Annotated in this window: 11 protein-coding genes; 4 read left to right on the plus strand and 7 right to left on the minus strand. The window is 62.1% G+C overall.

Annotated features, from left to right (window positions below):
• The first annotated feature begins 56 nt into the window (after window positions 1-56).
• A complete protein-coding gene (locus tag ACFWXH_RS19675; protein ID WP_379123005.1) occupies window positions 57-2411 on the plus strand; it encodes a polysaccharide biosynthesis tyrosine autokinase in 2355 nt (784 codons plus the stop codon).
• 43 nt (window positions 2412-2454) lie between these two features.
• Here the strand turns inward: ACFWXH_RS19675 and ACFWXH_RS19680 are convergent, their stop codons facing one another.
• Window positions 2455-3243 carry a metallophosphoesterase family protein gene (locus tag ACFWXH_RS19680; protein ID WP_379123007.1) on the minus strand — a complete coding sequence of 263 codons (789 nt, stop codon included), beginning with the start codon at window positions 3241-3243 and terminating at the stop codon, window positions 2455-2457.
• 284 nt (window positions 3244-3527) lie between these two features.
• Here ACFWXH_RS19680 and ACFWXH_RS19685 point away from each other — a divergent pair, with 284 nt between their 5' ends.
• On the plus strand, window positions 3528-4640 hold the full coding sequence (locus ACFWXH_RS19685) for an acyltransferase (RefSeq protein WP_379123303.1): 1113 nt from the start codon (window positions 3528-3530) through the stop codon (window positions 4638-4640).
• 24 nt (window positions 4641-4664) lie between these two features.
• On the opposite strand, the gene ACFWXH_RS19690 is transcribed toward ACFWXH_RS19685, so the two are convergent.
• From ACFWXH_RS19690 to ACFWXH_RS19705, 4 genes are all read right to left on the minus strand, one after another.
• Window positions 4665-5765 carry an alpha-hydroxy-acid oxidizing protein gene (locus ACFWXH_RS19690; protein ID WP_379123009.1) on the minus strand — a complete coding sequence of 367 codons (1101 nt, stop codon included), beginning with the start codon at window positions 5763-5765 and terminating at the stop codon, window positions 4665-4667.
• A gap of 32 nt (window positions 5766-5797) precedes the next feature.
• Window positions 5798-6148, minus strand: coding sequence for a RidA family protein (locus ACFWXH_RS19695; protein ID WP_379123011.1), 351 nt, complete (start codon window positions 6146-6148; stop codon window positions 5798-5800).
• 96 nt (window positions 6149-6244) lie between these two features.
• A complete protein-coding gene (locus tag ACFWXH_RS19700) occupies window positions 6245-7354 on the minus strand; it encodes an NAD(P)/FAD-dependent oxidoreductase (protein WP_379123013.1) in 1110 nt (369 codons plus the stop codon).
• Between the two features lie 45 nt (window positions 7355-7399).
• Window positions 7400-9007 (minus strand): ABC transporter substrate-binding protein, encoded by a 1608-nt coding sequence (locus ACFWXH_RS19705; RefSeq protein ID WP_379123015.1) that lies wholly within the window; start codon window positions 9005-9007, stop codon window positions 7400-7402.
• Between the two features lie 155 nt (window positions 9008-9162).
• Here ACFWXH_RS19705 and ACFWXH_RS19710 point away from each other — a divergent pair, with 155 nt between their 5' ends.
• The gene (locus ACFWXH_RS19710) at window positions 9163-10113 is read left to right on the plus strand and encodes a LysR substrate-binding domain-containing protein (RefSeq protein ID WP_379123017.1); all 951 of its coding nucleotides are present in this window, start codon (window positions 9163-9165) and stop codon (window positions 10111-10113) included.
• A 50-nt stretch (window positions 10114-10163) separates the two neighbouring features.
• Here the strand turns inward: ACFWXH_RS19710 and ACFWXH_RS19715 are convergent, their stop codons facing one another.
• Together ACFWXH_RS19715 and ACFWXH_RS19720 are read right to left on the minus strand one after the other, a co-directional pair.
• Window positions 10164-11009: a fumarylacetoacetate hydrolase family protein gene (locus ACFWXH_RS19715; protein ID WP_379123019.1), complete on the minus strand. Its 846-nt coding sequence runs from the start codon at window positions 11007-11009 to the stop codon at window positions 10164-10166.
• Between the two features lie 25 nt (window positions 11010-11034).
• Window positions 11035-11766 (minus strand): SDR family oxidoreductase, encoded by a 732-nt coding sequence (locus ACFWXH_RS19720; RefSeq protein ID WP_379123021.1) that lies wholly within the window; start codon window positions 11764-11766, stop codon window positions 11035-11037.
• Between the two features lie 426 nt (window positions 11767-12192).
• On the opposite strand from ACFWXH_RS19720, the gene ACFWXH_RS19725 reads away from it, so the two are divergent.
• Complete coding sequence (locus tag ACFWXH_RS19725) at window positions 12193-12996, plus strand: MBL fold metallo-hydrolase (protein WP_379123022.1); 804 nt, start codon at window positions 12193-12195, stop codon at window positions 12994-12996.
• Window positions 12997-13066 lie beyond the last annotated feature (70 nt).

A 13066-nucleotide genomic window follows, 5' to 3' on the forward strand; every position in this document is an offset into this window, starting at 1 on the left:
CACGGCTATTTGGCCGTGGCCGACTTTTTCATTCGCGACGGAGCGCCGGAGCAACCATGAACCAGGGAAGTTATCCGTTGAAGCCCATGTCCTCGGAAGATTCATCGGACTTCATTGACCTCGACGCCCTCCTGGCGGCGGCACGCCGGCAGGCCCGGCTGGTCGCTCTGTTCGGATTGGTAGGCCTGGTATTGGGGGTGGTCTACATACTGGCAACGCCGCCGCAATACACGTCGGGAACGCGCATTCTCCTGGACGACAGCCTGACCCGCTTCGCCGAGGACAAGCCGACACCTCCGGCTGGCCCGCAGGCCGATGCCATGGTGTCGTCAGAAGTCGAGATCCTCAAATCCAGCCGCCTCGCCCGTGCCGTCGTGCTGGCGGAAAAACTGCAGGACAACGAAGCTTTCCTCAACCCGCCACGCTCGCCGCTCAGCGCGCTGAAAGCCACGGTCAAGAGCGTGGCCGGCTTCTTCTCGTCGCGATCCGAAGACGAGCCCGGCTCGGTACAGGACGCGAAGGTTGGCCGGGCCATCAGCATTCTTCAGGATGGAGTTCACGCCGAACGCGTCGGCCGCAGCTTCGTCATCGATCTGTCCTTCACCGCGCCGGATCCCAAGCTGGCCGGCGCGATCGCGCGCGCCTATGCCAATGCTTATCTCTCGGATCATCTCGATGCCAATTTCGACGCCACCCAGCGGGCCACGGTGTGGCTGCAGGGTCGTCTGGACGAACTGCGCGAGAATTCGCAGAAGGCGGCTCTCGAGGTCGAGCAGTTCCGAGCAGCCAACGGATTGACCGCGGCGCGCGGAGAGCTGATGTCGGAACAGCAGCTGTCCGATCTCAACAAGCAGGTCATCCTGGCGCAGGCGGATACCGCCAATGCCCTGGCCCGCTACAACCAGTTCAAGGCGATCGTGGATAGCGGACCGGAGAACGCCGTCAAGAACGCCACCATCCCGCAGGAAAAGGGCGCCAGTGGCACGAATAGTGCCGCCATCAACGACATGAAGGCGCGCTACCTCAGCGTCAGCAAGCGAGAGCAGGATATCTCCAACCGTTTCGGCCAAGACCACGCGCAAGCGGTGGCGCTACGCGCCGAGCAGGTCAACCTCACCAATCAGATCTATGCCGAGCTGCAGCGGCTCACCGAAAGCTATCGCAACGAATACCAGGTTGCGAAATCGCGTGAGGATTCGCTGCGTGGCAATGTCGGTGACTTGGCCGGCCAGAATTCGCAGACCGGCCAGGCACAGGTAAAACTGCGCGATCTCGAGCAGAAATCGCAGGCGCTCAACACGCTCTATCAGGCCTTCCTTGCTCGCTACGAGCAAGCCGCGCAGCAGCGCTCCTTCCCCATCGCGGAGGCCCGTGTCATCTCGACTGCCGGCAATCCGACCGCCGCTTCCAGCCCACGCAAGACCATGGCGCTCGGCCTTTCCCTGGTGCTCGGCCTGTTCGCCGGCGCGGCAGCGGGTGCTGTCCAGGAGTTCCGTGAGCGCTTCTTCCGCACTGGCGACGACGTGCGCGACGCTCTCGACCTGAATTTCCTCGGCTACCTCCCGTTGATCGGCGGACGCTTCGCCGACGCACGGCCGCGGACGCAGCCGGCCGCCGATGCGCCCGCTTCGAACCCACCCGGCCCGGAAACCGTCACACCGCGGATTCTCAGGGTGGCGATCAACCAGCCTGCCTCGTCTTTCGCGGAGACACTGCGCAACGTCAAACTGGCCAGCGACGTCGTCCTGCACCGTACCAGCGGCAAGGTGATCGGCTTCGTCTCGGTACTGCCGCGCGAGGGCAAGACGACCACCGCCGCCAATTTCGCCGGGCTGCTCGCCGCCAATGGTGCGCGCACCCTGCTGATCGATGCCGACTTGCGCAACCCGGGACTCAGCCGCGGCCTGTCGCTGACACCCGATAAGGGCCTGGTCGAAGCGTTGGTCGGCGAACAGCGCTGGCAAAGCGCCTGCCTTGTCGACCGCAAGACCAAGCTCGTCATTCTTCCCGCGGTGGTGCGCCGGCGCCTGTCGCACACCAGCGAGCTCATCTCGGGTCCGGCCATGGCAGCGCTGCTGGAGGAGGCCCGCAAGTCCTTCGATTATGTCGTGGTCGATCTGCCGCCGCTCGGGCCGGTGGTCGATGCCAAGGCTTTCGCTCCGCTGGCTGATGGTTTCGTGCTGGTGGCCGAATGGGGCGCTACGCCACGCCTCCTCGTGCGCTCTGCTCTGCAGGCCGACCGCCAGATCGCGGCAAAGACGCTTGGTGTGGTGCTGAACCGCACCGACATGAAGAAGCTGGCGAGCTACGGCATGTTCGGCGCGGCCGAGCAGTATCTCGACCGCTACGCATCTTACTATGTCGAGCAGACGGTGACCGAGCAGGAGCCGAACCGCACGGAGCCGGCTTGATCCAGTGACGGGAGGCACGGCATATCCGGCCAGCCGGTCGCGTTCACTGGGGCAAGTTGCTGAGGTAGCGCCCCTTGTCCTGCCAGATGCGCAGCGCCGTCAGCCTGCCGCTGAAGAAGGCGCCGGTGTCGAGATTGACGCGCATGCCCTCGCGGCCGGCTTCCTCGACCGGCGTATGGCCGTGGACCACGTAACGCGAAAGCAGGTGCGCGCGCTCGAAGAAGGCCGAACGGATGAAGACGAGATCCTCGTCCGTCTGCTTGTCCAACGGAATGTCCGGCCGCACACCGGCATGGACAAAAATATACCGGGCCGTTTCGACCAGCACCGGCATCGAGCGCAGCAAGGCAAAGTGAGCCGGCGGTATCGATCTGCGGATCGCATCGTCCACCTGGGCCTCATCGCGAAAGATCTCGATCAGTCGCCGATGATCGATGCCGTACGATTGCAGCGTGCTTTCCGCTCCCATACGCAGCCAGGCACCAAGACTGGACCTCCCCTCCAGATAGTCGAGCATGGCAAGCTCATGATTGCCGGCCAGGCAGATGCGTTCCACGCCGATTGGAGGATGCGCTGCGAGATGATCGAGCACCTGCGCCGACGCGGGACCACGATCGACATAGTCGCCCAGCATGATGATGAGCTTGCGGCCCGGCAGCGCCGCCGCGTCTCGAACAATCGCGTCTTCCAGTGCCAGAAGCTCATCCAGACAACCATGGACGTCGCCGATCGCATAGACAACTGTGCCGGCCATATCGAGACGCAGGCGCGGCAACCGCGCCCGGACGCCACCTGTTCTCAGGCCAAGAATACGTCCGACACGCTTGATCATCTGGCGTTTTTCATGATCGCCCGGGTGTTGGCAATGGCCCGGTGTGGCCGCCGGATCATCTTGTTACCCGGGGTTGTACTTTGTGAAGCCGTCAAACGGTCCGAATCCCTTATTCCTACGCCCGGGCCTTATACAACGCCCGCACATCGATGCGTCTCTGTGCTTCGCCTCCTGAGAGACCGCACCGCTCGCCGCTCCGTCAATCGGAGCCGATCACGTCGAGGAGACGAATTTTGAAAAATACTGCGTCCCGGCCCTCGCCCATCCCTCCCGTTTCGCCGTTAGTGTCCGACCGTGTCAGAATTGCGCGCGTCCTGTGCATCTTTCTCATGATGTTCGTTCACGTGCAGCCCGGCATCGCCGAGAATGTCTATGACCGGGACACTGCCGTCTTCGATTTCATCTATTTCCTTTTCACACGGATTCTGGGTTTGAGCTCGGTTTCCCTGCTCAGCGTGGTTTCAGGCTATTTCATCGTCGCCAGCCTGCTCAAGGCCGATCCGCTATCGCTGGCGCGATCCAAGTTCAAGACGCTGATCGTACCACTCGTGGCCTGGAACCTGGTCATGCTGGTGCTGCTTGTTGCGTACGGGCTGATGACGGACAAGTGGCGAGACATGCCGGATCCGACGTTACTCGGTTGGGCGAACGCCCTGTTTGCCGTCACCGATTGGCCGCTCGACGTACCCTTGTGGTTTTTGCGCGACCTTTTCGTCTGCTGTCTGCTGTCCCCGCTGCTCTACCACGCGCTGAAGCGTTTCGCGCTGCCCACCATCGTATTGCTGGCCGTCTACACGCTGTTCGGCGACGACCTATATCTGCTTCAGCGACCGCAGCTTCTTTTGTTTTTCGCTCTCGGCATGTGGTTGCGCATTGCAGGAACCAGCACGATCACGATCGACCGCTTGTCGCTGGCATTGACCGCTGGCCTCGTCGCGATGGTCGCTATTTTCATCACCATCCGTTTCCAGCGTGTCCTGCTTGGCGAGATGGACGATCAATTGCGGGTGACGCTCGACACGTTGCTGCGTGTCACCATGGCCGGTGGTTTCTGGGTGCTGACCGGGTTGATCCGGCATTCGGGATTTGCAGCGATCTTCATACGGCTGGAGCCGTATGCTTTCGTCCTGTTCTGCAGCCACGCGATCCTGTTCAACTTCGCCGGCATCGTCTTCCGGCGGTTCTTCGGCAATTATGGATCGGACCTCTTCCCGATCACCTTCTTCACGCTACCGCTCCTGGCAGTACTTTGCGCGGTTATCGGCCTTCAGACGATACGTCGCTCGCCGCCGCTGCTTTTCCTGCTCAACGCCGGCCACAGCGTACCGCCATGGCGGAGGGCCGAGGCCACAGAAGAAGATGAAAAGGCGAGCGAGCGCCGACGCGCTCGCGCCTGATCTAGGAGGGAGACGAGGCTGCAGCTATTTGCTGTGCCATAAAACGTCGCTGTTCAGCTCGTCGACCGAAGAGCAGCCGAGATGGCCGAGGGTGGTCCAGAACTCGCGCTTGAGCAACTCGAGCGTGCGGCGCACACCATACTCACCATCGGCCGCCAGGCCGAGCGCGATCAACCTGCCAAGCGCTACCGTATCTGCCCCGAGAGCAATAGCGGTCGCGATGTCGCTGCCACGGCGAATGCCGGAATCGAAGATGATCGGCATGTCCGGTCCTGCGGCTTCGCGCACTTCAGGCAGCATGTCGAGAGCAGCAGGTTCGCGGTCGATAGTGCGGCCCCCGTAGTTGGACACGTAGAGGCCAACCGCACCGGCATCAAGCGCGGCCTTGGCGTCACGCGCACTGTTTACGCCCTTGATGATGCAGGGCAATGGCGCGCGAGAGATGACGCGGGCGGCTTGTTGCCAGTTCCAGCGTGGTTGGGTGAAGTCCAGCAGTTCGGCAAGCGCTGCCGGGTCAGACTTGCCTGGCCCGAAATTCGCCGGTCCGTTATCGCCGCGAATGGCGAAGCGGTCCTCCATCATGCGTTCGCGCCATTGCCGGATCGGCGAATAGGTGACGCAGATGTACCTGTAACCGGCTTCCTTGGCGCGTTCCATCATGGCCATCACCAAGCCTTCGTCACCCACAAAGGTCATCTGAAAGACGGAGGCCACTGACGATGCCGCGGCGACCTCCTCCAGGGAATGGGCTGCCGCCACCGGCACCATCTGCTGAATGCCTGCTGCTTCGGCGGCCCGGCCGATAGCCAGATGCCCCTGTGGATGGAATACCGCCTCGCCACCACCGAAAGGTGCGATGAACGCGGGAAAGCTGAGGTCGAAGCCCAGCACGCGGGTCGCGGTGTCCGGGTTGCTGATCCCGGCGAACAGCGGGGCCACGAAACGGTGGCGATCGAAGGCGGCCGTGTTTTCGCGCAGCGTGACCTCGTCGCCGGTCCCACACCACAGATAGTTCCAGTCAATCTCCGACAGCCGGCGCTCTGCTTCCCGGTGGATGCCACGCAACGTCGTGTATTTTTCGTCGGTCGCATAGCGATCGTCGATGCGCCGAGCTTGCTTGTCCATGACTGGCCTTTCTGCGGTTTATGGAAATTCGGTCATGCCTTGGCAGCGATGATCACCACCTCGATCAACCGCTTCGGGTCGCCCAGATCGACGCCGCCGATCGTGGCGCGCGAGGGCAAATCATCACCCTCGATCCATTCCAACCATGCCTCGTTCATTTCTTCCTTGCGCGTCATGTCGCTCAGATAGATGCGGGCCGAAAGGATGCAGGTCTTGTCGGAGCCGAGTTCGGCCAGCAATCTGTCAAGCTTGGCGCAGACCTGCCGGGTCTGCTCCTTCATGCCAAGCGAGATATCGTCGGCAGCATGACCGCCCACATAGAGCACACCATTGTGCTCGACCGCGCCATGCATGATCCGGTGCTTGCGGTGACGTTTGATCATTTTTTAGTCCCTTGCTTGTGAATTGTGCGACAGCCGGCCTGAGGCCAGATCGCATCAACGATCCGGCCCGGCATCTACGCTGTGAAGCGCCGTGTTCTAGGCCAGGCCTTCGGGCGAGAAGGCATCGAGCGCCATGGGCGCTACGCCATCGGCCACCAGTTCGGCCAGGCACCTGCCGGCGAATGGCCCGATGGTGAGGCCGGACGCGCCGAGGCCGTTGCCGATGGTGAGGCCTCCAATACCCGGCACGCGACCAAGGATCGGCTTGATGTCGTGGCTTGCCGGCCGAAAACCGATGCGCGTCTCGATGTGAGTGGCGCTGGCTAGGCCTGGCGCCAGCGCAAGGCCGGCACTCAGCACTTCGAGCTCGCCTGCGGCCGTGACGCGATGGTCAAAGCCGGCACCGTCCTCCCGTGTCGCGCCGATAACAACCCGGGAGTCGTCGAAGGCCAGCATGTAATGGCTGCTCATGGGCAGCAAACACGGCCATCTGCCGGTGGCGACGCCTGGCAGGCGCAGATGGATGATCTGACCTTTCTGCGGCGACACCGGATGGGAAAGGCCCAACGGGTTCAGTATCTGCGCCGCCCAGGCTCCAGCCGTGACGATGATTTCGTCGGCCTCGATCCGTTGGCCATTGCTGTCCATGCAGACGGCTTTGCCGTCTTCGAGCCGTAAAGTGACGTGATCGTTGCGCGTTTTCGCGCCCTTGGCGACGGCGGCACGAACCATGGCCGCGGAAAGCAGGCGCGCATCGACGCGCGCGCCGCCGGGAATATAGATGGCCTCCATGCCTTCGCGCAGCGGTGGGAACAGTTCGCGCGCCTCGGCAGGCGAGATTCGGCGCACGTCCCCGGCCTCTGGAGCGTCCTTGATCCGTCGATGGATGCGCGCTTCAGCCTCGTCGAGCGTGTTCTTTTCCTCAGCCACCACCAGCGCACCGACCTTGCCATAACCCAGGCTTGTTTCGCCGCGCGCTGTCAGGCCCGAGATCAGTTCGGCATAGTAACGCGCGCCAGCCGCATAGAGCCCGTACCACTCCGGCTGCTCGACGGCGGTCGCCCAAGGAGAGACGATGCCGGCGCCGGCAAGAGTGGCTTTGCCCTGGTGTTCTTCGTCGACAATCTGGACGTCGACGCCTTTCCGGGCGAGGTGGTAGGCGGCACTGGCTCCAAGGATGCCAGCTCCGATAATCAAGACACGCATGAGTTTGCTTTCATTCCGATCGTTTCAGTTTCGCCCGGGCCAGGATCATTCCGCGATGGTGACACCCGAAAGCCGGCTTGTCCCGAAGATCGCTTCCCTGTAGCCCTTCACCTTCTTGTTGACCGCGGTGATCGTGTCTGCGCCACCGAGGATCACGGCTGGTACCTCCTCATGGAAGACCTGCTGTGCCTGCTTGTAGAGTTTTTCGCGTTCGGCCTGATCGGTGATGGCGCCGGCCTTGTTCATGAGGTCGATAAACTCGCCATTGCACCAGGACCCGATGTTGGACGGGCTTGGCTTGCCGGCGGAATCGCAACTGAAATAATTGTTGGGGATCTGGCTCGGATCGGGGAAGTCGTAGATGCCGCCGAACATGCCGACTTTCGCCTCTCCGGCGCGGGATCGAGCGATATATTCGCTCCATTCATAGGTGACGATCTCAGCCTTGACGCCGATTGCGGCCCAGTCAGCCTGGATCATCTCGGCCGCGCGGTTGCCATGCGGCATGTAAGGGCGCGAAACGGGGACGGCCCAAAGCTCGGTGGAGAAGCCGTCCGGATAGCCGGCTTCCTTCAGCAATGCCTTGGCCTTTTGGGGGTCGTAGTCGTAGGGGCCGATCTGCTCGTCGTGCCCCCATAGCGCCGGCGGCACGAGCGAACCCGTCGCCTTGCCGGTGCCGTCATAGACGACATCGACCAATGGCCTGATGTTGATGGCACTGGCCAGCGCCTCGCGCACCTTCTTGTTGCGGAAGATCTCTTCCTTGAAATTGAAAGTGATGAAGCCGGTAGAGGCCACCGGCGTGCGAACCAACTCGAGGTTGCCGCTGTTCTGGATCCTGTCCCGGTCGGCGAGGTTGGGATAGAGCGCGATCTGGCACTCATCTGCCATGGCGCGCTGCAGGCGCACTGAAGCATCGGGGCTGATTGCCATGACAACCGAATCCACCTTCGGCGTTCTGGCTTCATCGCCGATGGCCGCGCCCCAGGTTTCGGCAAAGGGGACGAGACGCACAGCGGAATCGGGTTGATAATCCTGCAGGGCGAATGGCCCTGTGCCGATTGGCTGGCGGTCGAGAAGCTCGGGCGTACCGGCCTTTTGAAGAACGTCGGCATATTCGGCCGAGGTTATGGCGAGCGACTGGTGCGCCATGATGCCGAGGAACGGCGCCAGTGGTGTCTTCAGCTTGAAGGCCACTGTGTGGTCGTCGACCTTCTTTACACTCTCCAACACGTCCGCGAGCTTGGTGGTGAAGGTGATGTAGTTGCCACCATTGACTTCGGCATAGGGATGCTTCGGATCCAGCATCCGCTCGAAGGTGAACACGACATCATCTGCGTTGAAGTCGCGCGTCGGCTTGAAACTGTCATTGGACTGCCACTTCACGCCCTGTCGCAGCTTGAACGTATAGGTCTTGCCGTCTTCCGAGATCGCCCAGCTCTCCGCCAATGCCGGCACGATCTCCGAGGAACCCGCCTTCACCGATATCAGATTGTCGTAGATCTGGCCGAGAACGAACAGAGTGGTGCCGTTGCTGGAAAGTTCGGGATTGAAGGTCTCGGGCGAACCCTCGATGCAGACCGAAAGGTCGGCCGCGTGGACCGGAGCCGTCGCCAAAAGCGCCACAATTCCGAGGCTGGCGATTGATTTCATGTGGACACCCCTCACTGCTCCATGCCGTCCCTCCGCTTCAGGTCGGGCGGGACGGCAACAAAATTTATCTCAGGGAAAGGCTTGACAACATGAAAGTCAAATTACTTGTTCTCTCCACGTTATAACTGAATCTCATGATAGGCGAGGCAGCCACGATGAACATTCGTCAGCTCGAAGCCTTCCACGCCACGATGGAAACCGGCTCGGTCACGCGTGCGGGCGAGAAACTGGGGATATCGCAACCAGCAGTCAGCAAGCTTCTGCGCGCCTTTGCCGATACCTGCGGCTTCCAGCTGTTCGTACGCAGTGGTGCGGGACTGACGCCGACGCTTGAAGCACGACTGCTCGCCGGCGAGGTTGAGCGCATGTTTTCCGGCACCCAGCGCATCGCCCGACTGGCCGACGCGGTGCGGAAACGCGAATGGGGTGAGGTGAGCGTGGCAGCGCCAGCCGCGCTTGCAACGCGCTATCTGGCCCATGCGCTGGCCCCCTTCCTGGCCGGCCAGCCGGACCTTCACTTCACCCTGCAAAGCCGCTCCTCGCCGCGCGTCACCGAACTGGTCGCCGCCCAACAAATCGACATAGGGCTCAGCGTGCTGCCGTTCGACCACCCGCATGTCGACGCCGAGATCATCATGCGCTTCGCCATGGTGTGCATTCTTCCCGTCCAGCATCCTCTGGCTGAGAAGCAGGTCATCGAGATCGAGGAACTGCGCAACGAACCCTTCATCTCGCTCGCGCGGGACGACTGCTCGCTGATGAGTATCGACCGGGCCTTCCAGATGAGGGGTGTTCAGAAGCGCAACCGCATCGAGGTGCCGCTTTCGGAGACGGCATGTGGTTTTGTCGCAAACGGTGCCGGCGTTTCGATCGCACCGCCCTTCGTGGGCCTCGATTACTCGGACCAGATCGTCCGCAGGAAACTGTTGCCTGAGATCACCATGGATGTCTGGCTGCTGACGCCGAATACGCGGCCGCCCTCACTTGCCGCGGAGAGGCTGGGCGACTTCGTGCGCGCCGCAGTTGCGCCCTTTGATCAGCGGAAAGCCGGACATCAGCCGCTGTCGTATCGGGCTGATGCCAAAATCGGTAATCTCAAACCTTAGTTCGACACTCCGCCCTAAAGGACGGAGTGTCGGCTATCGGCATTCTGTCTTCAGACATCTGCCTTGAACGTCTGGCGCTGGCTGCCGAGCCCTTCGATGCCGAGTTCGACGACATCGCCTGATTTGAGATAGCGCGGCGGCTTCATGCCCATGCCGACGCCGGGCGGCGTGCCGGTGGAGATGATGTCGCCCGGCTGCAGGCTCATGAACTGCGACAGATACGAGACCAGGAAGGCGACGCCGTAGACCATCGTCCTGGTCGAACCGTTCTGCATCGTCTCGCCGTTCACGGTGAGCCACATCTTGAGATCCTGCGGATCCTTGACCTCGTCCTTGGTCACCAGCCACGGGCCGATGGGGCCGAAGGTGTCGCAGCTCTTGCCCTTGGTCCATTGGCCGGAGCGCTCGGTCTGGAACGCTCGCTCCGAGACATCGTGGGCGACGCAGTAGCCGGCCACATAATCCAGCGCTTCGGCTTCCGAGACATATTTCGCGGTCTTGCCGATGACGACGCCGAGTTCGACCTCCCAGTCGGTCTTCTGCGAGCCGCGCGGGATCAAGACGTCGTCATCCGGGCCGACAATGGCGGACGTCGCCTTCATGAAGACCACCGGTTCCGGTGGCACCTGCAGGCCGGATTCGGCAGCATGATCGGCATAGTTGAGGCCGATGCAGATGAATTTGCCGGTACCGGCCACGCAGGCGCCGAAGCGCGGCTTGCCGGAAACCGCCGGCAGCGACTTCGGATCGAGCCTGGCAAGGGTCGCGAGCGACGCCGGGTCCAGTGCCTTGCCGCCGATGTCGGCGACATGGCTGCTCAAATCACGAATAACGCCGTCCGCATCGACGAGGCCAGGCTTCTCGGCGCCGGCGGCGCCATAGCGAACAAGTTTCATGCAGTCCTCCAGTTCATTCCAACAGTTAAAGCGACCAGCCGCCGTCGATGGCGTAGGCTTGTCCGGTGGTGTAGGTGGCGCCAGCCAGATGGACGGCGAGCGCCGCGATCTCTTCCGGTGTTCCGAGCCGTCCCGTGGGTTGACGCGCAAGGAAGGCCGCGCGTGCCGCTTCGTAATCGCCTTGCGCACGCATCCGGCCTTCCAGGGATGGGCTCTCGACCGTACCGGGGCAGATGGCGTTGCAGCGGATGCCCTTGGTGATGAAGTCCGCCGCAACCGACTTGGTCAGTCCGATCACGGCAGCCTTGGTCAACCCATAGGCGAAGCGGTTGGGCACCCCCTTGATGCTGGAGGCCACCGACGACATGTTGATGATCGCACCGTCACCGCGTTCCAGCATGCCGGGCAGCACGGCCTGGATGGTGCGCACCATGGCTTTGACGTTGAGGTCGAAAGCGAAATCGAGATCGCCGTCCTTCATCTCCAGCACCGATCCGGAATGAACGAAGCCGGCACAGTTGAAGAGCACGTCGACGCGGCCGATCTCGGCAAAGGCCTGCTTGACCGCCGCATCGTCAAGCACGTCCAGCTTGCGGACTTTGATGCCTTTGGTCTTGGCCAATTCTGAGAGCAACGGCTCATTGATATCGGTGGCCACGACGCTCGCGCCAGCCTCCGCAAATGCCAGTGCGCTTGCCCGCCCGATGCCTTGCGCCGCCGCTGTGACCACCACGGACCTGCCGTCGAGTGAACCCATCGTTTCGTCTTCCTCCTCCGTGCCGGCGCATTCCGCGCCCGCTGCCTCTGCGCTGGTACCCGGCAGCGGACACCCCCGATCCGCAAGAGAACGCCGCGGCGAGCTCCGCTGTTCAGTCCGCATCCTTCGCCCTGAGATCGCGCACGGGTCGTGCCGCCGATGGAAACCGTCTCCGGTTGACCGCACCTTAGGGAAAGGCAGTTGCCTTGACCACTGCGTCTTGCAGCCCGTGCGGCAAAAAAGCTTCCCCGAGGCGATCGTGCTGACTGATCTCGCACGCACCTTGAGGACTTACCGGCAACTCACTTCGCTTCTGCCTGTGATGTTCCTAAACCTCACCAATCTCCCTCGCGAAAACGTGATCCCTACCGACGGCGGCCGGCCAGCATACTGGCGACAGGGCTCGTCGTACCGCTGGAGGAAGGTGTGGCTCGCGCAGTGATCTTTTTTCTGTCGTTCTTTTGCCTGCCGCTGACGGCTCTTGCGCAAGGCAGGTCTCCCAGTCGATGCCTGGCCATAGCCGAGGCTCTGCCAAATGTCGTCTATGCCAGCATTGTGACCGCGCAGACCGGGACAACGGACGGCGATGTCACCATTACCTATGCCGGCCACTCAACCTACCTCATCGAGAGCTCGGCTGGCGTGCGCATCGCCACCGACTACAGCGGCATTTATGGCAATGATCCGCTGCCCGACGTGGTGACCATGAACAAGGCTCATCGCACCCATTTCACCGATACGCCTCCCCCCGGCATCGCTCATGTCCTGCGCGGCTGGAATCCTTCAGGCGGCCCGGCCAGCCATGCCTTGACCATCGATGACGTCTACATTCGCAACGTGCCGACCGACATCCGCAGCTGGGGCGGTGAACTCGAGCGCGACGGCAATTCGATCTTCATCTTCGAGACGGCCGGGCTGTGCATCGGCCATCTCGGCCACCTGCACACGCGTCTGAACGATGCCCAATATGGTGCAGTGGGTCGCCTCGATGTGGTGATGGTTCCAATCGACGGTGGTCTGACGCTGTCTCTGCCGGTTCTCAGCGAGATCATCACGAGACTGCGCTCTTCCATCGTCCTGCCGATGCACCGACATTCCACGCCGATCGACGAATTCACGAACAGGCTGCGGGATAAATTCGCAGTCGAGGTCAGGGACGGTCCTTCGCTCGAACTGTCCCAGAAAACTCTACCCAGTCAGCCGACCATCATCGTGCTGGACGGAGTTTGACGATTTTGAGCGGCCGGTCGAAATCTGTCGTGCTCAAATAAAAAAGCGGAGCATTTGCTCCGCTTTTCGA

This window comes from Mesorhizobium sp. NPDC059054 (assembly GCF_042739215.1).
Classification (GTDB): Bacteria; Pseudomonadota; Alphaproteobacteria; order Rhizobiales; family Rhizobiaceae; genus Mesorhizobium.

Coding starts and splice junctions, on each gene's coding strand:
- ACFWXH_RS19675 (WP_379123005.1), top strand. CDS start 57: ATGAACCAGGGAAGTTATCCGTTGAAGCCCATGTCCTCGGAAGATTCA.
- ACFWXH_RS19680 (WP_379123007.1), bottom strand. CDS start 3,243: ATGATCAAGCGTGTCGGACGTATTCTTGGCCTGAGAACAGGTGGCGTC.
- ACFWXH_RS19690 (WP_379123009.1), bottom strand. CDS start 5,765: ATGGACAAGCAAGCTCGGCGCATCGACGATCGCTATGCGACCGACGAA.
- ACFWXH_RS19695 (WP_379123011.1), bottom strand. CDS start 6,148: ATGATCAAACGTCACCGCAAGCACCGGATCATGCATGGCGCGGTCGAG.
- ACFWXH_RS19700 (WP_379123013.1), bottom strand. CDS start 7,354: ATGCGTGTCTTGATTATCGGAGCTGGCATCCTTGGAGCCAGTGCCGCC.
- ACFWXH_RS19705 (WP_379123015.1), bottom strand. CDS start 9,007: ATGAAATCAATCGCCAGCCTCGGAATTGTGGCGCTTTTGGCGACGGCT.
- ACFWXH_RS19710 (WP_379123017.1), top strand. CDS start 9,163: ATGAACATTCGTCAGCTCGAAGCCTTCCACGCCACGATGGAAACCGGC.
- ACFWXH_RS19715 (WP_379123019.1), bottom strand. CDS start 11,009: ATGAAACTTGTTCGCTATGGCGCCGCCGGCGCCGAGAAGCCTGGCCTC.
- ACFWXH_RS19720 (WP_379123021.1), bottom strand. CDS start 11,766: ATGGGTTCACTCGACGGCAGGTCCGTGGTGGTCACAGCGGCGGCGCAA.